Source organism: Aquibium microcysteis (assembly GCF_014495845.1).
GTDB classification, from domain to species: Bacteria; Pseudomonadota; Alphaproteobacteria; order Rhizobiales; family Rhizobiaceae; genus Aquibium; species Aquibium microcysteis.
Genome location: NZ_CP061080.1, coordinates 235,627 through 256,859 on the forward strand (window position 1 = coordinate 235,627; position 21,233 = coordinate 256,859).

A 21,233-nucleotide genomic window follows, 5' to 3' on the forward strand; every position below is an offset into this window, starting at 1 on the left:
CCCGCGGACTGTCGAAAGCGTAGGGCTGACCGGGCGGTCAGTCAAGGCCCTGAAATTTCGCCGGCGCCCGTTGCAAAGGCCGAGGTCGCTCGATAAGAAATGGAGTGACTGACCGACCGGTCAGGAGCAGATCCGCAGGAGGAGGGTGGAATGTTCGACCACAGGAACGTGCGCGTGGAACTCGATGGAGCCGTCGCCCTGGTGACGCTCGACCGCCCCCCGGTGAATGCGCTGGACCGGGCGACGCGTTTCGAACTCATCGCCGTCTTCGATGAAATCTCGCAGCGCGACGACATCCGTTGTGCGGTGCTGACCGGGGCGGGGAAGAGCTTCTGCGCGGGCGCCGATCTCAAGGATCGTCCGAAGTCCGACAGCCCCGGCGACTTCCTGGCCCACAACCGCGCCGTCCGCGAGACCGGCAACGCCATCCGCGAATGCGACAAGCCGGTGATCGCGGCCGTCAATGGCGTGGCGCTGGGGGCGGGGCTGGGGCTGATGGCCGCCTGCGACATCTACTACGCCTCCGAGGAGGCGCGCTTCGGCATGCCGGAGATCAATGTCGGCCTGGCCGGCGGAGCCGCCATGGTGCACGCGCTCTTCGGCCGTTCGACCGCGCGGCGGATGTTCTTCACCGGCGTCCGTCTGACCGCCGCCGAACTGAAGGAGCGCTCGATCATCGAGGAGGTCACCAGCGCGAAGGACCTGATCCCGACGGCGATGGCGGTGGCGCAGGAGATTGCGACCAAGGCGCCGCTGGCGATGAAATACGCCAAGCAGACCTCCAACATGGTCGAGGAGATGCCGCAGCGCGAGGGCTATCGGATGGAGCAGAACTTCACCATGGCGCTGTCGAAGACCGAGGATGCGCTGGAGGCCCGCACGGCCTTCCTCGAAAAGCGATCGCCGGTGTTCAAGGGTCGCTGACATGCCGGCGTCGACCTTCGAGCGGCCGAGGCTCGATCCGCTGTTCCGGCCGCGATCGATCGCGGTGGTGGGCGCCTCATCCGATGCGACCAAGACGGGTGGCCGGCCGGTGCACCTGCTGGTCAGGCATGGCTTTCCCGGCGCGATCTATCCGGTCAATCCCAGGGCCGACGTCATCCAGGGGCTGCCGTCCTACGCCTCGATCGAGCACTTGCCCGAGGCCCCCGACCTCGTTCTCGTGGCGGTGCCCGGCGCTGCGGCGGTCGCCGCGCTCGAGGCCGCGGCGCAACGGGGCGCCGGCGCAGCCATCGTGCTGAGTGCGGGTTTCGCCGAAAGCGGCGTCGAGGGTGCGGCGCTGCAGGCCAGGGTGACGGACCTTGCAAGGACCTCGGGGATGCGCATCGTCGGGCCGAACTGCCTCGGCTCGGTCAGCGTGCGCGAGCGGGCGATCGGCACCTTCTCCGTGGCGCTCGAAAACGAGATGCCGGGCGAGGGCGGCGTGTCGATCGTGTCGCAGAGCGGCAATGTGGGCAGTGCGGCGCTGCGCCAACTGCGCGACAGCGGCGCCGGCGTGGCCCGCTTCATCGCCACCGGCAACGAGGCCGACGTGCAGGCGGGCGACGCCATCGCCTGGCTCGCCGACGACGAGGACACGTCGGTGATCCTGTGCTGCCTCGAGACCTGCCGCGACGGTCCGCGCCTGATGCAGGCGCTCGACCGGGCGAGGGCGGCCGGCAAGCCGGTCGTGATCCTCAAGATCGGCACCTCCGAGGTCGGACAGAAGGCGGCGCTGTCGCATACCGGCGGCCTTGCCGGCAGCGACCGGGTGTTCGACGCCGTCTTTGCCCGTCATGGCGCGATCCGGGTGCATTCGCTCGAGGCGCTGGTCCAGGTCGGGGCGGCCATCGAGGCCATCGGCGCGCGGCGGATCGCCGGCGCGCCGTCGGTCGCGCTGATCGCCGCGTCGGGCGGATTCGGCGTCATGATGGCGGACGCGGCTTCGGCCAACGGCATCGCGGTGACGCCGCTCGGGGACGCGGCGCAGGCGCGGATCAAGGCGGCCCTGCCGCTTGCCTCGGCCGTCAATCCGATCGACGCGACGGCGCAGATGTCGGCCAGTCCCGACGTCATGGAGCAGCTTCTGGAGGCGACCGTCGCCGACGGCGCCAACAACGTCGTCTGCCTGATGCTGGCGCTCGGCATGGAAATCCCCCGCCTGCGCACCGTCTTCACCGCCGCCTTCTCGCGGGTGATCGACCGCCATCCCGATCGCCTGATCGTGGCCTGCATTCCCGGTCCTGCGGACGCGATCGCCCAGCTGCGATCCATGGGCATCGCCTGCTTCCCCACCATCGACGCGGCCATGGCCGGCATCGCCGCGATCGCCACGCTCGGCCGGTCGGCGGGCGCCGATGCCCTACCCCTGTCCGCCGAAGCCGCGCCGCTTCCTCCCTCCGTCTTCCGCAACGAGGCGACCGCCAAGGCGGCACTCGGCGCGGCCGGCGTCCCCTTCGTCACCGATGTCGTCGCCACGACCCCCGACGAGGCGCGCCTCGCCGCAGAGACCCTCGGCGGGCCGGTCGCGCTGAAGATCCTGTCGCCCGACATCCAGCACAAGACCGACATCGGCGGCGTGGAACTGAACGTGCCCGGCGGGCCGGCGGCGGCCGCCGCCTTCGGCCGGATCCAGGCCGCCGCGGCAGAGCGGGCGCCCGGCGCGCGCATCGACGGCGTGCTGGTGTCGCCCATGACGTCGGGCGGCACCGAGCTCATTCTCGGTGTGACGCGCGATCCGACCTTCGGGCCGGCGGTGATGGTCGGTCTCGGCGGCGTCTTCGCCGAGATCTTCCAGGACACGGCGCTGCGCATGGCTCCGGTGACGGCGGCGGAGGCCTTCGACATGCTGCGGCAACTGAAGGCGTTCCCCCTGCTCGACGGCGCCCGCGGCCGCCCGCCGGCAGACGTCGACATGCTGTGCGAGACGATCGCGGCGCTCTCGCGCTTCGCCGCCCGGCACGCCGCAGACATTGCCGAAATCGACATCAACCCCTTGCTCGTGCGCCCGAAAGGGCAGGGCGTGGTCGCGCTCGACGCGCTGATCGTCCCCGCCGCACGGCAGCATCATGAGGCCCAGACATGACCATTGCCGCCGTGAAAGGCATTCACGCCGCCGACGGGCCCGGAGCCTATGCGGCCCATGCCCGGCGCTGGCTGCAGGAAAACCTGACGGACCGCCTGCGCACCGACCGCGCGCACGAGCCGCGCGCGACGCTGGACGAATTGAAGCGGTTCGAGGCCGCGCTCTACCGGGCCGGCCTTGCGGGGATCACCTGGCCGCGGGCCTATGGCGGGCATGGCCTGACGCTGCGCGAGCATCTCGAGGCCAACCGGGAGATCGGCCTCGCGCCGGCGCCCAACGCGGTCAATTCGATCGGCAAGGAACTCGTCGGACCCATCGTGCTGGCCGTCGGCGACGAGCGCCAGAAGTCGCAGTTCCTGCCGGCGATCCTCGACATGAGCGCCATCTGGTGTCAGGGCTTTTCCGAGCCGGGCGCCGGTTCCGACCTCGCCGGCCTGCGAACCCGCGTCGAGCCCTGCGCCGACGGCTGGCGCATCAACGGCCAGAAGATCTGGACCAGCGGCGCGTCGAAGTCGCAGCGCTGCCTGCTTCTCGCCCGCACCGGCGTTCCCGAAGACCGCCACCGCGGCCTTGTGCTCTTTGCCGTGCCGATGGACAGGCCGGGCATCGAGGTGCGCGAGATCCGCTCGATGGACGGCGACCGCTCCTTCTGCGAGGTCTTCTTCAGCGACGTCATCGTCGACGAGGCGGACATGCTGGGGGCGCCGGACCAGGGCTGGCCGGCGGCCACGCGGGTGCTGTCCATCGAGCGCGCGACCAACCGCATGTACCGGGCCTGGCGCTTCGAGAGCGAGCTCGACCATCTGATCGCCGCCTGCCGCACGGACGCGCGCAGCCTCGCGATCCTGCAGGGCTATGCCCGCGACCTCGCGCAGATCCGCGTCGAGATCGAGATGCTGAAGGGCCATGTGGAGACGCTGGTGGAGAGCCTTCTGGCCGGCGAGGAAATCGGCCCTCGCGGCAGCTTCCCCAAGCTCTACTGGTCGGAATCGCACCAGCGCTTCGCCCGGATCGCCCACGAAATCGTGTCGCGCTTCCCGGCGACCGCCGGCCAGGCGCTCCTCGACGTCAGGGCGCGGATGGAGGCGATCTACCTGCACAGCCGTGCCGAGACGATCTATGCCGGAACGACCGAGATCCAGCTCGACATCATCGGCAAGCGCATCCTGAACCTGTCCAAGGCGGCCTGATCCATGACTGACGAGATCGATCCCAGGGATTTCGAAGACACCGCCCGTGCCGTGGTCGAGGCCTGCGCGAAGGCGACCGACGGCCGCGCCCGTGCGCATCTCCTCGCCGAGGCCGGGCTCCTCGGCGTGATCGTGCCGGAAGACGCGGCCGGGCTCGGCCTGTCCCTGCGCCACGCCGTGCCTGTGGCCGCTGCGGCGGGGGCAGGCCTGCTCGCCTATCCGCTGATCGAGGCGCTGGTGCTGTCCAGGGCGCTCGCAGGCGTCGATGCGGGCGAGGCCGCCCGGATCCTCGGCGGCGAGAGCATCGCCACCATCGCCTGGAGCGGTGTCGCCGAGGATGGTCTCGTCGGCAACGCGCCGCTGGCCGGGGAGGCCGACCGCATCCTGATCTTCCGCGCCGATGGCAGCGCCGTCCTTTCGCCCGCGAGCGATCTCGGGCAGGTCGAGCCGCCATCGAGCCCGTGGGACGTCGACCTGCCTTCCGCTTCGGTGCGGATCGGTGGACCCGTGGCGGGGCTCGAACTCGGCGCCGACGCGGTCCGCACGCTGCGCGCCGACGCCGACCTGCTGCGCGCCGCCCACATCCTCGGTTCGGCATCGCACTGCCTGTCGCTGGCGATCGGGCATGCGCAGGGGCGCGAGCAGTTCGGCCGGCCGCTGTCGAGTTACCAGGTGTTGCGCCACAAGATGTCGCGCGACGCGCTGGCGATCGAGACGATCAGGAACGGCATCGCCCGCACATTGTCCGCGCATCGCGAGGACGCCGACCTGGTGCGCGAGGCTGCGTGGCTGAACGCAGCGCGGTCTGGGCCGGACGTCGCCGAGAATGCCATCCAGATCTTCGGCGGCATGGGCTTCACCTGGGAGGTCCCGCTGCACCGCCACCTGCGGCAGATGCGGGCGCAGGGCAGCTACGGCGCGGCGGCCGACCGGCTGGAGCAATTCGGCGCGGCGCTGATCGCCTCGTCCTCGAACGAATGGTACGGGGAGGCAAACCATGCAATCTGACCGCAAGACCGTGCTCATCACGGGCTCGGGCCACGGCATCGGCCGCGCCACCGCGAAGCATCTCGCCACGCGCGGCTGGACGGTCGCGATCAACGATCTCAAGCCGGAGTTCGTCGAAGAGGCCGTCGCGGAGATCTCCGCCTCCGGCGGCATCGCCATCCCCGTCGTTCAGAACGTCGCGACGGCCGAGGGCATCGATGCCGCAGTGGCGGCGGTGGTGCGGGAGACGGGGCGCTTCGACGGCCTGGTCAACAACGCCGCCTGGGTGCGCTACCAGGCGATCCCCGACATCGCGCCCGAAACGGTGGAACGCATGCTGGCGATCGGCTTCTCCGGCGTGATCTGGGGCATCAAGGCGGCAGCTGCCGCCATGGATGCCGAGCGGGGCGGGACGATCGTCAACGTGGCATCGGCGGCAGGCTTCCGCTCGGCGCCGAACTCGCTCGTCTACAGCGGCATCAAGGCCGGCGTCATGGGCCTGACGCGGGCGGCTGCCGTCGAGCTCGGTCCACGCAACATCCGCGTCAATGCCGTCGCGCCGTCCGCGGTCCCGACAGAGGGTACGGCAAAGCACCGCAATGCCGAACGCGACGCCAGGCGCATCGCCAACACGCCGCTCGGACGGCTGGGCACGGTGGACGACATCGCACGCGCGATCGTCTACCTGATGGAACCCGAGAGCGATTTCATCACCGGGCAGGTGCTGTCGGCCGACGGCGGCATCGGCATCGCGATCACCTGAGCGGCCGGCGATGACGAGGGAGGAGATGAAGGCCGGAAGCAGACGGGCGCTGGTGACAGGCGGCGCCAGCGGTATCGGCTGGGCCGCATGCCGCGCGCTCGCCGGCCAGGGCTATCGCGTCGCGGTTGCCGACATCGACGGGACCGTGGCCAGGCAGCGGGCAGAGGCGCTGGGCGAAGGCCATGTGGCCCTTGCGATCGACCTGACGGAGCGTGGCAGGGCTGCCGCCCTGCCGGGGCACGCCGCGGCCCTGCTCGGCGGCCTCGACGTTGTCGTCAACAATGCCGGGGTGACGGACAGTTCCGGGCGCTCGCTGGTCGAGCTTCCTGAGGCGGCGTTCGACCGCCTCGTCGATCTCAATCTTTCGGCGGTCGAGGCGATCTGCGCGGCTGCGCGCACGGTGCTTCAGCCGGGCTCGGGGATCGTCAACCTCGCCTCCGGTGCGTCGTTCAAGCCGCTGGCGCTGCGCGGCCCCTACAGCGCGACGAAGGCAGGCATCGCCGCGCTGACCCGCGCCAGCCGCGATCCCTTCGCAGCGCAGGGCATCGCCATCTCGGCCGTCGCGCCCGGCTATACCCGCACGCCGCTGGTGGAGGAACTCCACCGGACCGGACGCGTGGACCTCGACAAGGTCATCGCCGGCATTCCGCTCGGCCGCATGGCCACGCCCGAAGATATCGCCTCGGCGATCGTCTTCATGGCGAGCCCGGCGGGTGGCGTGCTCGCGGGCGAGACGATCCAGGTCGACGGCGGCGGCCTCGCGGGTCCGGCGCCGGCAGGCGCTGCGCCGCAGCCCGGCCGCGAAGGCCATGGCCGCATCGCGGTGATCGGCGCGCCCGACGCCGTCTTCGCCGCAGGGCACGGTGACGTTGCGAGGATCGACGACCCCGCGGGCCTTGCCGCCGCCGGCCCGCTTGCCGCAGTCATCGACATGCGCGGGCTGATGCAGCCGCGCGGCGCAGCCGAGACGCTGCGCCGGGTGCGCAGGACGGCGATCGCCTGCGCGGCGCATCCCGCGCGCACCGCCGACTTCTCGCTCCTCTTCGTCCACGGCGAAGGCCGCGACCCGGGCCTTGCAGCCGCATCGGCAGCCGGCGGCATGCTGGCGCGGACGCTCGCGCTCGAATGGGCACCCGCCGGCATGCGGGTCAATGCCGTCGTCTGGCGCGGCGCGGCGGTCGCGGGTCTGGAGCCCCTCTGCCGCTATCTCGCGGGCGACGGTGCGGGGATGATCACCGGGCAGGAGATTGCCGCCGGTCTGCATTCCTGACGAACCACAGGACGCATCCGATCCCAAGGGAGGAATCCATGCGATACGTGACGGAACGGATGGAGGACCTGATCGCCGGTCTCGTGACCGCGGCGGTCGGCGCCTTCATCATCTTCGAGGCCTCCCACTACAAGCTGGGAACGCTGCGCAACATGGGTCCGGGCTATTTCCCGATCATCCTCGGCGGCGTCATGCTGGTGCTGGCCGTCTTCATGATCGTGACGGCCCGACCCGGTCCGGTGCCGCAGCCGATGGGCATGGACCGCCTGCGCGGCACGCTCTTCGTCACCGCCGCCTTCCTCGCCTTCGCCTTCACCGTGGAGGCGGCCGGCCTCCTGGTGTCGGTGTTCCTGGTGGTGTTCCTGTCGGCCCTGGGCAACCGGAACACCTCGGTCGTGACGGCGGCGGCGCTGGCCGTCGCGACGGCGGTCGTCACCACCCTGGTCTTCCGGGTCGGTCTCGGCCTCCAGATCGAGGCCTACTGAGATGAGCACGCTTCTGTCCGATCTCGCGCTCGGCCTGTCGGTGGCGGCATCGCCGGCCGGGCTGTTCTACTGCTTCCTCGGCGTCTTCCTCGGCACGGTCGTCGGCGTGCTGCCCGGCATCGGCATCATGTCGACCATGGCCATGCTGATGCCCATCACCTACCACATCGACCCGACCTTCGGGCTGATCATGCTTGCCGGCATCTATTACGGCGCGGATTTCGGCGGATCGACCGCCGCCATCCTGATGAACCTGCCCGGCACCGCCACCAGCGCGGTCACGGGCATCGAGGGCTACCCGATGGCGCTGAAGGGGCGGGCGGGGCCGGCCCTGTTCATGAAGGCGATCGCCTCCTTCGTCGGCACCTCCTTCGGCGTCGTGCTCCTCGCCGGCTTCTCGGTGCCGCTCTCGCGGGCGGCACTCCAGTTCGGGCCGCAGGAATACGTCGCGCTCATGACGCTCGGGCTCGTCGCGGCGGCGGTCATCGGCACCGGCCGGTCGGTGCGCTCGCTGGTCGCGGTGGCGCTCGGCCTCGCCATCGGCCTGATCGGCCTCGACCTCAACAGCGGCGCGGCGCGCTTCACCTTCGGCATCACCGAGTTCTACGACGGCCTGCCGCTGGTGGCGGTGGCGATCGGCCTCTTCGGCCTGCCCGAGATCATCGCCAATGCCGGCCGCACCGAACTGCCGAAGGTGCAGCAGGGCAGCATCCGCATGAAGGACATGGCGCCCACCCGCGAGGACTGGCGGCGCTCGGCCATGCCGATGGCGCGCGGCAGCGTGATCGGCGGTTTCTTCGGCGCGCTCCCGGGCACCGGCGGGCTGGTGGCGACCTTCGTGTCCTATGCGGTCGAGCGCCGCGTCAGCAAGCGCCCGCACGAGTTCGGCAAGGGCGCCATCGAGGGCGTGGCCGCGCCCGAGGCGGCAAACAACGCCTCGGTCCAGGCCGCCTTCATCCCGACCCTCAGCCTCGGCATCCCCGGCGATGCGGTCATGGCCATCATGCTCGGCGTCATGATGATCCACGGCATCATCCCCGGGCCCGACGTGATCCAGTCCAATCCCGGGCTCTTCTGGGGGCTGGTGGTGAGTTTCGTCATCGGCAACTTCATGCTGCTGGTGCTCAACCTGCCGATGATCGGCCTGTGGGTGAAGCTCCTGAAGATCCCCTACAACCTGCTCTTCCCGGTCATCGTCGCCTTCACCTGCATCGGCATCTACAGCGTCAACTACCAGGTGATCGACATCTTCGTGCTGCTCGCCTTCGGCTTCCTTGGCTTGGGCATGCGGGCCCTCAACTTCGAGGTCGCGCCGCTGCTGCTCGGCTTCGTCCTCGGGCCGATGATCGAGGTCTACTTCCGGCGTTCGCTCGTGGTCGCGGGCGGCGACTTCGGGACCTTCGTCGAACGGCCGATCTCGGCCTCCATCGTGGCGATCATCGCCGCCATCCTGGTCTGGGCGATCGGATCGGCGCTCTGGAAGGGCTACGCCGCACGCCGGCGGGAGGCGACGACCCATGGCTGAGGAGCGTTCCGGAACGACCGGCGAGGCCGAGGGCGCCGGCACCTTCGGCCCGCTGGCCGGACTGAAGGTGCTCGACATCGCCACCATCATCGCCGGTCCCTTCGCGGCGTCGCTGCTGGCCGATTTCGGCGCCGAGGTGACGAAGTTCGAAATTCCCGGCCAGGGCGACGGGCTGCGCGGCTTTCCGCCGTTCCGCGACGACAAGCCCCTGTGGTGGAAGGTCACCAATCGCGGCAAGCGCTACGGCACGCTCGACCTGCGCCGCCCCGAGGGGCTCGAGATCATCAAGAAGCTCATCGCCACGCAGGACGTGCTGATCGAGAACTTCCGCCCGGGAACGCTCGCCAGATGGGGGCTCGACCGCGACACGCTGTGGTCGATCAACCCGCGGCTGGTCATCCTGCGCGTCTCCGCCTTCGGCCAGACCGGTCCGAAATCCGGCCTCGGCGGCTTCGCGCGCATCTTCGAAGCCATGGGCGGACTGACCTACATAACCGGCATGAAGGACGGTACCCCCGTCCATCCCGGCTATCCGATCGGCGACAGCATCGGCGCGCTGTTCGGCGCCTTCTCGGTGATGGCGGCCCTCTACGGCATCGACCGCGGCCGCAGCAAGGGCGAGGAGATCGACCTCGCGCTGACGGAGGCGACCTTCCGCGTCCTGGAAAACATCGCCATCGAATACGACCAGCTCGGCCTGGTGCGCGAACGCGACGGCAACAACAACCAGTACACGGCGCCCGCGAACGTGTTCCGCACGGCGGACGATCGCTTCGTGACGGTGACCGGCTCCACCAACAGCATGGCGGCGGCGAACCTGCGGGCGGTCGGCCGCGCCGACCTGGTCGACGACCCGCGCTTCGCGACCAACCGCCAGCGCCTGGCCCATCGCGACGAGCTGGACGCCGTCTTCGCCGCTTACATGCAGCGCCACACGCTCGACGAAGTCCTTTCCGCCTTCGCCCGCGAAGGCGGCGCGATCGGCCCGATCTATTCCGTCGAGCAGATCTTCGCCGACGCCCAGGTCCAGGCGCGCGCGGTTGTGACCCAGGCGCCAGACGAGGATTTCGGCCAGGTCGGAATGCAGAACGTCGTGCCCCGGCTCACCCGCAACCCCGGGCGCATCCGCTGGGCGGCCAAGCGGCTCGGCGCCGATACCGACGAAATCCTGCGCGATCTCGGCTACGGGGACCAGGAGATCGCCGACCTGCGCGACCGCGGGATCGTCTGAAGGGGAACCGGAATGACCGACACGCCGACGGGCACGACCATCATCCGCGCCGAGACGCCGGTGCCCGGCATCCGGCTCCTCACGCTCGACGGCCCCGCGACGCGCAATTCGATCGGACGCGTCCAGTACGAAGCGCTGCGCGATGCGGTCCGCGAGGCTGGCAGCGACCGCGCGGTGCGCGCGGTGGTGCTGCGCGGCGAGGGCGGCTTCTTCTGTTCGGGCGGCAACGTCGCGGCCCTGCAGGAAAGCCGCCGGCAGAGCCCGGCGCAGGTCGCCCGCAACACCGATGCGCTGGCGGCCATGATCCTGTCGATCCGCGCCTGCCCGAAACCGGTGATCGCGGCCGTGGAGGGTGGCGCGGCCGGGCTCGGCGTCGCGCTCGCCCTGTCCTGCGATATGGTCGTGGCGGCCGCCGGCGCGGCCTTCACGGTGGCCTATGTGAAGATCGGCCTGACGCCCGACGGCGGAACTCTGCATTTCCTGCGCGAGGCGCTGCCGCGGCAGCTCGTGTCGGAGCTCTGCATGCTGGGACGGCCGGTCTCGGCCGAACGGCTGGATGCGGCCGGCGCGATCAACCGCATCGCGGCGGCGGGCAGCACGCTGGACGCCGCCATGGAACTCGCCGCCGCCTGCGCGGCGGGGCCGGCCGGCGCCATCGGCGTCATCAAGGCGCAGATCGAGGAGGCGCCGGGAAAGGGGCTCGCCGCGCAGATCGAGATCGAGAGCCGCGGGATCAACGCCGCGCGCTATGGCGACGAGGCAGGCGAGGGACTGGCGGCCTTCCTGGAGAAGCGGCGGCCCCGCTTCCCGAACGGCGGCACCGGGGGAGAGGGCGCATGATCCGCGATCAGGCGAGGCTCGACGCGCTACTGGCCTACGTGCGACGCTTCGTGCGCGACGTCGCGCATCCGGCCGAAGACCGCGTGGCCGAGACGAACGCGGTGCCGGACGACATCGTCCGCGACATGGCCGCGCGCGGCTATTTCGGCTGGTCCATCCCCGAAGCCTATGGCGGGCTCGGCCTGACCACCGAGGAACTCGTCCTCGGGGCGCTCGAGCTGTCGCAATGCGCCGTCGCCTTCCGTGCCCGCGTCGGCACCAACACCGGCATCGGCTCGGAGGCGCTGGTGGCCGACGGCACCGAAGAGCAGAAGGCGGAATACCTGCCGCGCCTGGCGACCGGCGAGGTGACGGGAAGCTTCGCCCTCACCGAGCCGGACGCCGGTTCGGACGCGAGCGCGTTGACCACCGCCGCCCGGCGCGACGGCGGCGACTACGTCCTCGACGGCCTGAAATGCTACATCACCAATGCGCCCATCGCCGGCCTGTTCACGGTGATGGCGCGGACCGATCCCGGCTCGACCGGCGCGCGGGGCGTTTCGGCCTTCATCGTCGAGCGCGACACGCCCGGCCTCACGACGTCGGCGCCCTACCGGATGATGGGCCAGGCCGGCTCGCCTGTGGGCGAGGTGCGGTTCGAGGGCGTCCGGGTTCCGGCCCGCAACCTGATCGGCGGCGTCGAAGGGCAGGGCTTCCGCACCGCCATGAAGGTGCTGAACAAGCAGCGCATCCATCTCGCGGCGCTGTGCACGGGCCCCGCGATCCGCATGCTGGACCTCGCGATGGACCATGCCGAGCAGCGCCGACAGTCCGGCCGGGCGATCATCGACTTCCAGCTCGTCGCGGCCATGCTGGCCGATTGCCAGACCGAGATCGAGGCGGCCCGGGCGCTGATCCTGCAGACCGCGCGCGCCCGCGACGACGGCCGCGACATCGCGCTCGAGGCCTCGATCTGCAAGTATTTCGCCTCCGAAGCCTGCGGCCGCGTGGCGGATCGCTGCGTCCAGGTGTTCGGCGGCGCGGGCTACGTCGCCGACCATGCGCCGATCGAGCGCTACTACCGCGACGTGCGGCTGTTCCGGCTCTACGAGGGGACGAGCCAGATCCACCAGCTCAACATCGTCAGGCAGATGCGCAGGCGCCGGCAGGATGCCCGGGCGTGAACCCTGCCGTCCACCTCGTGTCGGAGACCCCCGACCTCCTGGGCGAGAGCCCGGTCTGGGACCATCGCGCCGGCCGGCTGTTCTGGGTCGACGGGGTGGCGCGCCGCATCCATGGCCTCGACCCGGAAAGCGGCGAGCGACGGCAATGGACCGCGCCCTCGACGGTCGGCTCCATCGCGCTGGCGGGGGAGGGCAGCCTCGTCTGCGGCCTGGCTGACGGCATCTGGATGCTCGATCTGGCGCGCGGCACGTTCGACCCGCTGTTCAGGCCCGATCCGCCGGACCCCGCGATCCGCTTCAACGACGGCAAGACCGACCGCCAGGGCCGCTTCCTGTGCGGATCGATGGGCGTCCATGCCGAACCGCTCGGCACGTTGTGGCGCGTCGGCGAGACGGGCCGCGCGCAGGCGCTCGTCGGCGGCATCCGCATCTCCAACGCGCTCTGCTTCAGCCCCGACGGCCGCGTCCTCTACTTCGCCGACAGCCTGGAACGCAGGATCCGCGCCTATTCCTACGGCGCTGACGGGGCGGCTGTCGGCGAGGCACGGGTGTTCGCCGACACGGCGGAATGGAATTCGGGACCGGACGGCGCGACGGTGGATGCGGAAGGCTGCGTCTGGACCTGCCTGATCCGCGCCGGCCTGATCGCCCGCTTCACGCCGCAGGGCGTGCTCGACCGGCTGATCGATGCGCCGACGGACCTGCCGTCCAGCCTCGCCTTCGGCGGATCCGGCCTCGAGACGCTGTTCGTGACGTCGATCCGCGATTCGGGCTCGGGCCGGGCGGTCTCCACCCACCCGCGCGGCGGCTGCCTGCATGCGCTGACCGGCCTCGGCGTGCGCGGCATCGCCGAGACGCCGTTCCGACGGGTCGCGAACCCCTGAGGGCAGCGGGCCGGCGCGGTATGCGTCTGGCTCCCGATGGAAGGCGATGGCGGCAGCCCGTCGCGAGCCCGGCCCCCGTATCCGACCCCGCCCGCAGCAACAGCCGGCCTGTCGACGTCGCGGCGATCATGGGAGACATGGACCCGTCGGCCCGAGGCGTCGGGGGGAATGGTGGGCGATGAGAGACTCGAACTCCCGACATCTTCGGTGTAAACGAGTGTCGCTTTAGGCAAATAACTGATTTTACTTCATCTTTTCCGGCGTTTGTTCCCGTTCGTTCCCGTTAATCCCTGTTGTTTTCGTGGGAAAACGTGGCGGCGTTCACGCTTCAGCTGCTTCCCCGACACCTAGTACCTCGCCCCAGTTCTTGGAGCGGGCTGCGCGCTTCACCTGCTCCCGCAGGACGACCAGTCCCGCGTCGGGCGTGCCGTCGAGGACGGTGAACGCCATGCTTGGGGCATCGGCTACGTCCAGCAGGTCGCGGATGCCCTGCCGCGCCTCGGCTGCGACCGCCGGGCTGTTGGACGTGGTCTGGCGCTGCGGCGAGCCCTCCTTCTGCCGACGCGAGCGCGGCCGGCCCGCCGTGCCTCTGGTCATGGCCTCGCCGACCCCGCCGTGGTGGTCAGGATGATTCTGTCCGTAGACCCTCCTGATTGTACGCTCGTCCGTCGAGAGGTAGTCCGCGATCTCGTGCATCGGCACGCCGGCGACGCAAAGCCATGTCGCGCAGGTATGCTTCAGAGCGTGGATGTTCAGCCCCTTCCGCTCGGCATCGTCCGGGATCATTTCCTTGAGATGGCGGAAGTACGAGTTTTCGATCGGCTCCGGTTCCTTGTTGCCGCCCTTCGTCGTCGGCCGCTCGATCAGGTAGATCGCTCCCATTCGGTGCCAGCGGCGGCAGTGCGCAAGGATGCGGTCCGGAAGCCGGAGCGGGTTGGCCCTCTTGTTGTCGGGGACCATCTCCTTGTCCCACGAGCGGTAGTAGATGCCGTTCTCGAGATCGATCCAGGGATGCCCCTCCATCTTGACGAAGGTGGTCTGCTCCATGCGGTCCTTGCGGGTCCCGGTGGCAGCTCCGAAAAGAGCGAACCGGGCGACGTGCCGCCGCGGCCGGGCATTGGTGACGACGGTCTTGCCCCGGTTCTCCGGACGGGAACGCTTGCCGGAGTGGGTGTACGTGCCGCGCTTTCGGTAGGCCGTCCAGACGAACTCCGCCAGCTGGGAGCGCGTGAAGAAGCGGAACCGGGACTTGGGGGCCGGAGGGTACCAGAAACTGACGACGGCCTGCTCCATCTCCTCGTCGTCCATCGCGAGGTGGACCGCGGCGCTCAGGTCCTGCAGATGCCGGAGCGCCGTTGAGGGGGTGTGCCGCGCGGCGTAGGCCTTACAGGACTTCTTGTTGATCTCGGACACCATCTTCGCCCCCCAGAACTCCAGCAGGGCTTCTATGCGGTTGAGGAAGTCCCTGTGCTGCTTGCGCTTGCCCCTGGGGTTTTCGTTGGTCGGCAGGTAGCGCGGCTCGGTCTCGACGCTGTAGTAGGCCAGCACGTCGGCGATCGGCATTTGCCACGCCGGGGTGTGCTTCGGCGGCCCACTGGTCAGGTCTTCGGCGTACTTCTTCGCGATGTAAACGCGGCGCGCTCCCTCAGCCGCCTCACGGTCTCCCTCGCCAAGTCCGCGGAGGTCGAACCCCCAGGCGAGGTCGTGGGTGACCTGTCGGCCGTCGTCGTAGACGAACCAGTAGCCCCGGCTCTCGAGCTTGCCGTTCTTGTCGTAACGGGCCTTCCGGAATTTGAGCTTGGGGTCGGGGTTCTTTGGTCTCGGCACTTTTCAAGCCACTCCCTGATCTGGCGACGCGTCACGTAGAGGTTCTTCGAGTTGGGGCGGACGCACTGCAGCGCCCCCCGGTCTATGGCGGTCCGAAGCGTCTTCACCGTGAAGGCTTCGGAGGGCGACCTTAGATCAGGTGAGATCGTATAGGAGCCCCCGAGTTCCGGCAGGCGCACAGCCTGCTCCAGCGTCAGCGGCGCTTCGTCGTGCAGGTCGGCCGGCAGCGCGCCGGTCGCATGCCGCTCGAGATCGGCGATGGTCTCGTCCATGCTGACGAGCACGTCCACGCCGTCGAGCATGAGCATCTCGAATTCCAGCTCGGCGGTGATGTCCAGTTGCTTCTTCATAGCGTCCCCACGCCCCGCGAGACGCACGCGCCCCGGAGTCGGCATAGCCTGCGGCCCGTTAGGGCCCGGTTGTGTGATTGATTAAAATGCCGCCGATGCGCGGCCCGGCGGTGCCGGGTGGGACTACCCCATCAAGCTGCAGCGCAGCCTCAGGATGTCGGGGAGCCGAATATCAGGAAGGTGCCGAGGGGGCAAACAAAATAGGGAGGCCCGAGGACCTCCCTGCTGGCACCTAGGGTGCGGCCTGGACCCCGGAGGCGTTCCGGAGCCAGTTGCGCCCGCAGGCGCGGCTGGCCGGGCTGATCAGGCCCGTGGCTCCTTGATGTGGCGTCCGGATGATGACGTCAAGAAGAGGATGGGTTCGGCACGAATTTGAACCGTGCGTCTTCAGCCCGAAGCGCTGTCCTGCCACTAGACGACAGACCCAAGATGACCGCGCCGGATGCCACTTCTGGACCTCTTCGCCATTGATCGTTTTGAGACCTGCGCATCCAGGAAACTCCGGGTGACTACTTTCCCTGTTTGCAGGGGCGTGAGGAGGCCGTTCCAACCTCGCGGTAACGACATGTTGCGCTGCCGGCACGAAAACAATTGTTATTAGGTAGCAACCGCCACCAACCTTTCATCTCCGCAGCCAATAGTCCGCAGTGGGGTGGTAAACGGATTATCCGGTTCTGGCACCTACGTTGGGAAAGCTGCCCTTCATAGGATCAACCAGCTCCGACGGAATGCGCCCTCAATGCGGTGGTGGCAGCAAGGTGCTTTGCCCCCGACGCGGACGCTGGAGCCACATCAACAATGGGGAGCAATAGCCCCGACTTCGAATAACCAAATGGAGCCTGTCAGGTCCAGTCGGCCGCCGGGCCGTTGCGCGGGAAGGGCTCAGCGCAGCCGCGCCGCGATCGCCTCCATCTGGTCGATCTCTTCGCGCTGCGCTTTGGTGATCTCGTCGCAGAGCGTCACGAGTTCCGGATCAGAAAGGCTGGCCTCCCGGCACATGAGGATTGCGCCGGAATGATGCGGGATCATCGAGGCGATGAACTGGCGGTCGTCGATCAAGGCCTGCGCTCGCGTCGCCCAGAAGGAGCCTGCCGTAAGGAGCGCGAAGGCGACGTAGAGCGCGACGTTCGCCTGTCGGTTGGGGAACATGCCGGGCATGGTCGCCAGCATGAAGATGCCCATTGGCGCCCACATGGTCACCGCCATGTAGAACATGTTGAGGTTGTTCCTGAAGTCGCCCATGCCGTCGATCATCGTGAACATCACGACGTACATGACGACGAGCCCGAGGATCATGTTCACCCAGAACATGAAGTAGGGGCGGCCGTGGCCGCGGCTTTCGTGTTTCCGGTGATCGTGCTCCATCTCAGTCTTCTCCATGTCAGTGCCCCAGGCCCGCGGGCTTGAGGATCATCCAGATGGCCATGCCGACCATCAGCAGGTTTTCGGTCAGCGACACGAACCCGAGGGGAACGTTGCTGTCGCCGCCGACGCAGGCGCACTTCAGTTCGCGCTTGTCGACATAGACGGCCTTGAAGACCGACACCGCGCCGATGCCGCCGATGAAGAGCGCGACCGGGACCGATACCCACATCATCGCGCCGGAGACCATGAGCACGCCTGCGAACCCCTCGGCGAAAGGGTAGACCCGTCCGTAGGGAACCCAGCGCTGCGCAAGCAGATCGTAGTTGAGGAACATCGTCGCGAAGCCGTCGACGTCCTTCAGCTTCTGGAGTGCGAGCAGACACATGGCGAAGGCCACGAACCACTCTGCGGCAGCCACGGTCAGGACGCTGCCGTATACCGACCAACTGGCTGCCAGGGCCATGGCAAGCGCCATGCCAAAGAGCGCGATGACGGGCGTGTAGGTGACGGCGTCCTTGTCCTTGACCTCCTTGCCGAGCCAGGCCCGCAGGTCGTCGTAACCTCCGACGCGTCTGCCGCCGATGAAGGTCTGCGGCGTGGTGTCCACCTTGTGCTCGGCCTTGAAGGCGTCGGTCTCGGCGCGGGACGTCAGGTGATGGTCCTCGACCTCGAATCCTTCCCGCTTCAGGAGGTCGAGCGCCTTGAGGCCCCAGGGGCAGGTGTGCTCGGGGGTGACCATCCGGTAGAGTTCGGCCTTGCGTGCGGCAGCGGACGACATTCAGGTATCCTTTCATGTTGAAACCGTCCCGCCCCGGATGTTGTTCCGGGCGGGACGGGGCGGCGGTCACGCCGCTGACGCGGGGTAGCCGGCGTCGGCGAGCGCCCTGGAGATGGAGTCGGTCGATGCGGAGGATTCGACCGTTACCGTCTTCGTGACGGGATCGGCGTCGACCCTCGCTTTCGGGTCGACGCTTTCGACGGCCTTCGTGACGCTCCGGGCGCAGCCGCCGCAGGTCATGTTCTCGATGTGGAATCGCATCCGGGTCTCCTTCGTGGTTTGAGCGGATGCGCCCTTCATCCGCCTTCCAGTCTCTGGAAGGTCAAGCGGCTTTTTTTCATCGCCTTGACCTTGACCCTCCAGAGGCTGGAAGGCCCATCTGTCGCGGCGACAACGGAATCCGACCTGAAGGAACATCGATGAACGCGCCGCTTCGCCTGACCGAGGACATCAGAACTCTTACCATCGCCATCGAGGGCATGACCTGCGCCTCTTGCGTCGGCCGCGTGGAGCGGGCGTTGAAAGCCGTCGATGGCGTCGTCCAAGCCCGGGTGAACCTCGCCACCGAAACGGCGGAGGTCGAGGCAGCGCCGTCGGTCAGCAGGACCAGGTTGGCGCAGACCGTCGAAGAGGTCGGCTATGGCGTACCCTCTGCGACCTTCGAGCTTGCCGTCGAAGGCATGACCTGCGCGTCCTGCGTCGGCAGGGTCGAACGGGCGCTTGCTGCCGTCCCGGGCGTGACCACCGCCAGCGTGAACCTGGCGACGGAACGGGCGAAGGTCACGGGCATCGCGGACGCCGCGGCCCTGCGGAAGGCGGTCGAGGACATCGGCTACGATGCCACGGTCATCGGGGCTGCTGGCAGTGGTACTAACGAGATGGAGGCGCGGCGCGATGTTGAGATCGCTGCACTTCGCCGGGATCTCCTCGTCGCAGGAGGCCTGACGGTTCCGCTTTTCGTCCTGGAAATGGGTTCGCACCTCTTCCAGTCCGTCCATGACCTCGTCCACGCGACGCTCGGGATGGAGCGAAGCTGGCAGGTCCAGTTCATCCTCGCGACGCTTGTGCTCGCATTTCCGGGACGGCGCTTCTACGAGAAGGGATTTCCGGCCCTCCTCAGGCTCGCGCCCGACATGAACTCGCTGGTCGCGGTCGGCACGTCGGCGGCCTACATATATTCGGTCGTCGCGACCTTTGCGCCCGGCCTGCTGCCAGCCGGAACCGTGAACGTCTACTTCGAGGCTGCGGCAGTGATCGTAACGCTGATCTTGCTGGGCCGCTATCTGGAGGCCCGTGCGAAGGGCCGCACGTCGCAGGCTATCCGGCGCCTGGCAAGACTGCAGCCGAAGACGGCGCGGGTCCGGCGTGGACCGGGAGTTGTCGAGGTCGACATCGCCGAAGTCGTCCCCGGCGACGTGGTCGAGGTCCGCCCGGGCGAGCGCGTGCCTGTCGATGGGGAAGTGGTCTCCGGCGAGAGCTATGTGGACGAATCCATGGTGACGGGCGAACCCGTGCCCGTGGCCAAGCGGGACGGGAGTCCGGTCACGGGAGGCACGGTGAACCAGACGGGTGCGTTCGAGTTTCGCGCCACCGCGGTAGGAGCCGACACGGTCCTGTACCGTATCATGCGCATGGTCGAGCAGGCGCAGGGCTCCAAGCTGCCGATCCAGGCCATGGTCGACAAGGTGACCATGTGGTTCGTGCCCGCCGTCATGGGCCTCGCGGCGCTCACCTTTGTCGCCTGGCTCCTGTTGGGACCGGAACCAGCCCTGACCTTCGCTCTGGTCAACGCGGTCGCGGTCCTCATCATCGCCTGTCCCTGCGCCATGGGTCTCGCGACCCCGACCTCCATCATGGTGGGGACCGGCCGCGCCGCCGAGTTGGGCGTGCTGTACCGGAAGGGCGAAGCGCTGCAGTCGCTGCGGGACGCCCGGGTGATCGCGCTCGACAAGACCGGGACCCTGACCGAGGGGCGGCCGGTCCTGACCGATCTGCGGGCTACGCAAGGATTTCTGGACGATGACGTGCTAGCTCTGGCCGCCGCCGTCGAGGCGAAGTCCGAGTATCCTGTCGCACGCGCCATCGTCGGCGCGGCAGCAGGGCGGGGTCTTGCGGTCCGGGAGGCCGACGGCTTCGACTCCATCACCGGACTGGGGGTCACGGCCACAGTCGCGGGCGAACGCGTCGAAGTGGGCTCCTCACGCTTCATGGATTGGCTCGGACTCGACCCTTCCGCGCTGGACTCAGATGCCAAGCGGCTCGCCGACGAAGGGAAGTCGCCGCTCTACGTCGCCGTGGGCGGCAGGATCGCCGCAGTGATGGCAGTTTCTGACCCTGTGAAGGAATCCACGCCGCAGGCCGTGGCGGCGCTGCATGCGCTTGGCCTGAAGGTCGCGATGGTGACTGGCGACAGCAGGCGCACGGCCGACGCCATCGCCCGAAAGCTCGGCATAGACCACGTTGTCGCCGAGGTCATGCCGGACGGCAAGGTGGCGGCCGTCAGGCAGCTGAAGGTCGAACACGGGGCCGTCGCCTTCGTGGGCGATGGCATCAACGACGCACCCGCGCTCGCCGAAGCCGACGTGGGGATCGCCATCGGCACGGGCACCGACATCGCCATCGAGGCGGCGGATATCGTGCTGATGTCGGGAAGCCTGGAAGGCGTGCCCGCCGCGCTCGCTCTCTCGCGGGCCACGATCCGCAACATCCGCCAGAACCTGTTCTGGGCCTTCGCCTACAACGCGGCGCTCATCCCCGTTGCGGCGGGGGCGCTTTACCCGGCCTACGGGGTCCTGCTTTCACCCGCGCTGGCCGCGGGTGCCATGGCGCTTTCCAGCGTGTTCGTGCTCGGGAACGCGCTGAGGCTCAGGGCGCATGGCCGCAGGGCGGGGGTGGCGTCGGCTCCGCCTCAGCGATAGCTGGCGTAGATTTCAGTCGAACCGTCCCGCTTGAGAAGGAGCACGTCGTACGGATCGGCATCGGCCATGTCGCCCATGCCCGGCGAACCGTAGGGCATGTCGGGGACGGTCAGCCCGATCGCGTCCGGCCGCTCTTCGAGCAGGCGCTTGACCTCGCGCGCGGGCACATGGCCCTCGATGACGTAACCGTCGATTTTTCCCGTATGGCAGGATGTCTGGCCGGGCTTCAGTCCGGCTTCTACCTTTGCGGCGTTGAGGTCCGCCAGCGGAAGGTCGCGCTCGGCGACCGTGAAGCCCGCTTCCCGCATGTGGTTGCCCCACGCCACGCAGCATCCGCACGAGGCCGACTTCAGCACCTCGATCGAGCCCGCGGCCCAGGCCGCCTGGCTAATCAGCGCCAGGGCCGTGAAGGATGCAGCGCGGGCAAGCCTGTTGAATGTCTTCATCGTCCGTCTCCTACCTGAAGAACACGTATTTCACGAGAGCGGCGATCACGAGGGCGACGACCACGAGGCCGACGAGGCCCCACAGTCCCATGCCCCACATCATGCCGCCATCCATTCCGTTTTCCATTATTGGTTCACCTCCGAGAC

Annotated in this window: 18 protein-coding genes; 13 read left to right on the plus strand and 5 right to left on the minus strand. The window is 68.7% G+C overall.

Features of this window, described 5'->3' with window-relative positions; genetic code table 11:
* Positions 1-150 precede the first annotated feature (150 nt).
* The 12 genes from IAI54_RS01070 to IAI54_RS01125 are packed head-to-tail and all read left to right on the plus strand — an operon-like array spanning position 151 to position 13,402.
* The gene (locus IAI54_RS01070; protein WP_187970605.1) at positions 151-924 is read left to right on the plus strand and encodes an enoyl-CoA hydratase/isomerase family protein; all 774 of its coding nucleotides are present in this window, start codon (positions 151-153) and stop codon (positions 922-924) included.
* On the plus strand, positions 863-3,064 hold the full coding sequence (locus tag IAI54_RS01075; protein ID WP_235679215.1) for an acetate--CoA ligase family protein: 2,202 nt from the start codon (positions 863-865) through the stop codon (positions 3,062-3,064). Before IAI54_RS01070 ends, IAI54_RS01075 begins: the two co-directional genes overlap by 62 nt.
* Positions 3,061-4,254, plus strand: a complete 1,194-nt coding sequence (locus IAI54_RS01080) for an acyl-CoA dehydrogenase family protein (protein WP_187970606.1) — start codon at positions 3,061-3,063, stop codon at positions 4,252-4,254. The genes IAI54_RS01075 and IAI54_RS01080 overlap by 4 nt, the downstream gene beginning before the upstream one ends.
* Before the next feature lie 3 nt (positions 4,255-4,257).
* Positions 4,258-5,262 (plus strand): acyl-CoA dehydrogenase family protein, encoded by a 1,005-nt coding sequence (locus IAI54_RS01085; RefSeq protein WP_187970607.1) that lies wholly within the window; start codon positions 4,258-4,260, stop codon positions 5,260-5,262.
* Positions 5,252-6,004 carry an SDR family NAD(P)-dependent oxidoreductase gene (locus tag IAI54_RS01090; RefSeq protein ID WP_187970608.1) on the plus strand — a complete coding sequence of 251 codons (753 nt, stop codon included), beginning with the start codon at positions 5,252-5,254 and terminating at the stop codon, positions 6,002-6,004. Before IAI54_RS01085 ends, IAI54_RS01090 begins: the two co-directional genes overlap by 11 nt.
* Before the next feature lie 25 nt (positions 6,005-6,029).
* Positions 6,030-7,274, plus strand: a complete 1,245-nt coding sequence (locus tag IAI54_RS01095) for an SDR family oxidoreductase (protein WP_187970609.1) — start codon at positions 6,030-6,032, stop codon at positions 7,272-7,274.
* 38 nt (positions 7,275-7,312) lie between these two features.
* Entirely contained in the window at positions 7,313-7,759 is a 447-nt protein-coding gene (locus IAI54_RS01100) for a tripartite tricarboxylate transporter TctB family protein (RefSeq protein WP_187970610.1), read from the plus strand.
* Position 7,760: 1 nt separating this feature from the next.
* Complete coding sequence (locus tag IAI54_RS01105; protein ID WP_187970611.1) at positions 7,761-9,284, plus strand: tripartite tricarboxylate transporter permease; 1,524 nt, start codon at positions 7,761-7,763, stop codon at positions 9,282-9,284.
* The gene (locus IAI54_RS01110) at positions 9,277-10,515 is read left to right on the plus strand and encodes a CaiB/BaiF CoA transferase family protein (RefSeq protein WP_187970612.1); all 1,239 of its coding nucleotides are present in this window, start codon (positions 9,277-9,279) and stop codon (positions 10,513-10,515) included. Before IAI54_RS01105 ends, IAI54_RS01110 begins: the two co-directional genes overlap by 8 nt.
* A gap of 12 nt (positions 10,516-10,527) precedes the next feature.
* Positions 10,528-11,355: an oxepin-CoA hydrolase, alternative type gene (locus tag IAI54_RS01115; protein ID WP_187970613.1), complete on the plus strand. Its 828-nt coding sequence runs from the start codon at positions 10,528-10,530 to the stop codon at positions 11,353-11,355.
* Positions 11,352-12,518, plus strand: a complete 1,167-nt coding sequence (locus IAI54_RS01120; protein ID WP_187970614.1) for an acyl-CoA dehydrogenase family protein — start codon at positions 11,352-11,354, stop codon at positions 12,516-12,518. The genes IAI54_RS01115 and IAI54_RS01120 overlap by 4 nt, the downstream gene beginning before the upstream one ends.
* On the plus strand, positions 12,515-13,402 hold the full coding sequence (locus tag IAI54_RS01125) for an SMP-30/gluconolactonase/LRE family protein (protein ID WP_187970615.1): 888 nt from the start codon (positions 12,515-12,517) through the stop codon (positions 13,400-13,402). Before IAI54_RS01120 ends, IAI54_RS01125 begins: the two co-directional genes overlap by 4 nt.
* A gap of 321 nt (positions 13,403-13,723) precedes the next feature.
* Here the strand turns inward: IAI54_RS01125 and IAI54_RS01130 are convergent, their stop codons facing one another.
* The 4 genes from IAI54_RS01130 to IAI54_RS01145 all read right to left on the minus strand — a co-directional run bounded on the left by IAI54_RS01130 (position 13,724) and on the right by IAI54_RS01145 (position 17,983).
* Entirely contained in the window at positions 13,724-15,229 is a 1,506-nt protein-coding gene (locus IAI54_RS01130) for a site-specific integrase (RefSeq protein WP_187970616.1), read from the minus strand.
* A 1,232-nt stretch (positions 15,230-16,461) separates the two neighbouring features.
* Positions 16,462-16,959 (minus strand): DUF305 domain-containing protein, encoded by a 498-nt coding sequence (locus tag IAI54_RS01135; RefSeq protein ID WP_187970617.1) that lies wholly within the window; start codon positions 16,957-16,959, stop codon positions 16,462-16,464.
* 1 nt (position 16,960) lies between these two features.
* The gene (locus IAI54_RS01140; RefSeq protein ID WP_210321196.1) at positions 16,961-17,722 is read right to left on the minus strand and encodes a glutaredoxin family protein; all 762 of its coding nucleotides are present in this window, start codon (positions 17,720-17,722) and stop codon (positions 16,961-16,963) included.
* Between the two features lie 66 nt (positions 17,723-17,788).
* The gene (locus tag IAI54_RS01145; RefSeq protein ID WP_126700834.1) at positions 17,789-17,983 is read right to left on the minus strand and encodes a heavy-metal-associated domain-containing protein; all 195 of its coding nucleotides are present in this window, start codon (positions 17,981-17,983) and stop codon (positions 17,789-17,791) included.
* Positions 17,984-18,141: 158 nt separating this feature from the next.
* Here IAI54_RS01145 and IAI54_RS01150 point away from each other — a divergent pair, with 158 nt between their 5' ends.
* Positions 18,142-20,640, plus strand: a complete 2,499-nt coding sequence (locus tag IAI54_RS01150) for a heavy metal translocating P-type ATPase (RefSeq protein ID WP_187970618.1) — start codon at positions 18,142-18,144, stop codon at positions 20,638-20,640.
* Here the strand turns inward: IAI54_RS01150 and IAI54_RS01155 are convergent.
* On the minus strand, positions 20,631-21,086 hold the full coding sequence (locus tag IAI54_RS01155) for a DUF411 domain-containing protein (RefSeq protein ID WP_187970619.1): 456 nt from the start codon (positions 21,084-21,086) through the stop codon (positions 20,631-20,633). The two genes, IAI54_RS01150 and IAI54_RS01155, sit on opposite strands and share 10 nt — an antisense overlap.
* Positions 21,087-21,233 lie beyond the last annotated feature (147 nt).

Coding starts and splice junctions, on each gene's coding strand:
- IAI54_RS01085 (WP_187970607.1), top strand. CDS start 4,258: ATGACTGACGAGATCGATCCCAGGGATTTCGAAGACACCGCCCGTGCC.
- IAI54_RS01075 (WP_235679215.1), top strand. CDS start 863: ATGCGCTGGAGGCCCGCACGGCCTTCCTCGAAAAGCGATCGCCGGTGT.
- IAI54_RS01105 (WP_187970611.1), top strand. CDS start 7,761: ATGAGCACGCTTCTGTCCGATCTCGCGCTCGGCCTGTCGGTGGCGGCA.
- IAI54_RS01120 (WP_187970614.1), top strand. CDS start 11,352: ATGATCCGCGATCAGGCGAGGCTCGACGCGCTACTGGCCTACGTGCGA.
- IAI54_RS01150 (WP_187970618.1), top strand. CDS start 18,142: ATGAACGCGCCGCTTCGCCTGACCGAGGACATCAGAACTCTTACCATC.
- IAI54_RS01110 (WP_187970612.1), top strand. CDS start 9,277: ATGGCTGAGGAGCGTTCCGGAACGACCGGCGAGGCCGAGGGCGCCGGC.
- IAI54_RS01070 (WP_187970605.1), top strand. CDS start 151: ATGTTCGACCACAGGAACGTGCGCGTGGAACTCGATGGAGCCGTCGCC.
- IAI54_RS01140 (WP_210321196.1), bottom strand. CDS start 17,722: ATGTCGTCCGCTGCCGCACGCAAGGCCGAACTCTACCGGATGGTCACC.
- IAI54_RS01155 (WP_187970619.1), bottom strand. CDS start 21,086: ATGAAGACATTCAACAGGCTTGCCCGCGCTGCATCCTTCACGGCCCTG.
- IAI54_RS01145 (WP_126700834.1), bottom strand. CDS start 17,983: ATGCGATTCCACATCGAGAACATGACCTGCGGCGGCTGCGCCCGGAGC.
- IAI54_RS01100 (WP_187970610.1), top strand. CDS start 7,313: ATGCGATACGTGACGGAACGGATGGAGGACCTGATCGCCGGTCTCGTG.
- IAI54_RS01115 (WP_187970613.1), top strand. CDS start 10,528: ATGACCGACACGCCGACGGGCACGACCATCATCCGCGCCGAGACGCCG.
- IAI54_RS01090 (WP_187970608.1), top strand. CDS start 5,252: ATGCAATCTGACCGCAAGACCGTGCTCATCACGGGCTCGGGCCACGGC.
- IAI54_RS01135 (WP_187970617.1), bottom strand. CDS start 16,959: ATGGAGAAGACTGAGATGGAGCACGATCACCGGAAACACGAAAGCCGC.
- IAI54_RS01080 (WP_187970606.1), top strand. CDS start 3,061: ATGACCATTGCCGCCGTGAAAGGCATTCACGCCGCCGACGGGCCCGGA.
- IAI54_RS01095 (WP_187970609.1), top strand. CDS start 6,030: ATGAAGGCCGGAAGCAGACGGGCGCTGGTGACAGGCGGCGCCAGCGGT.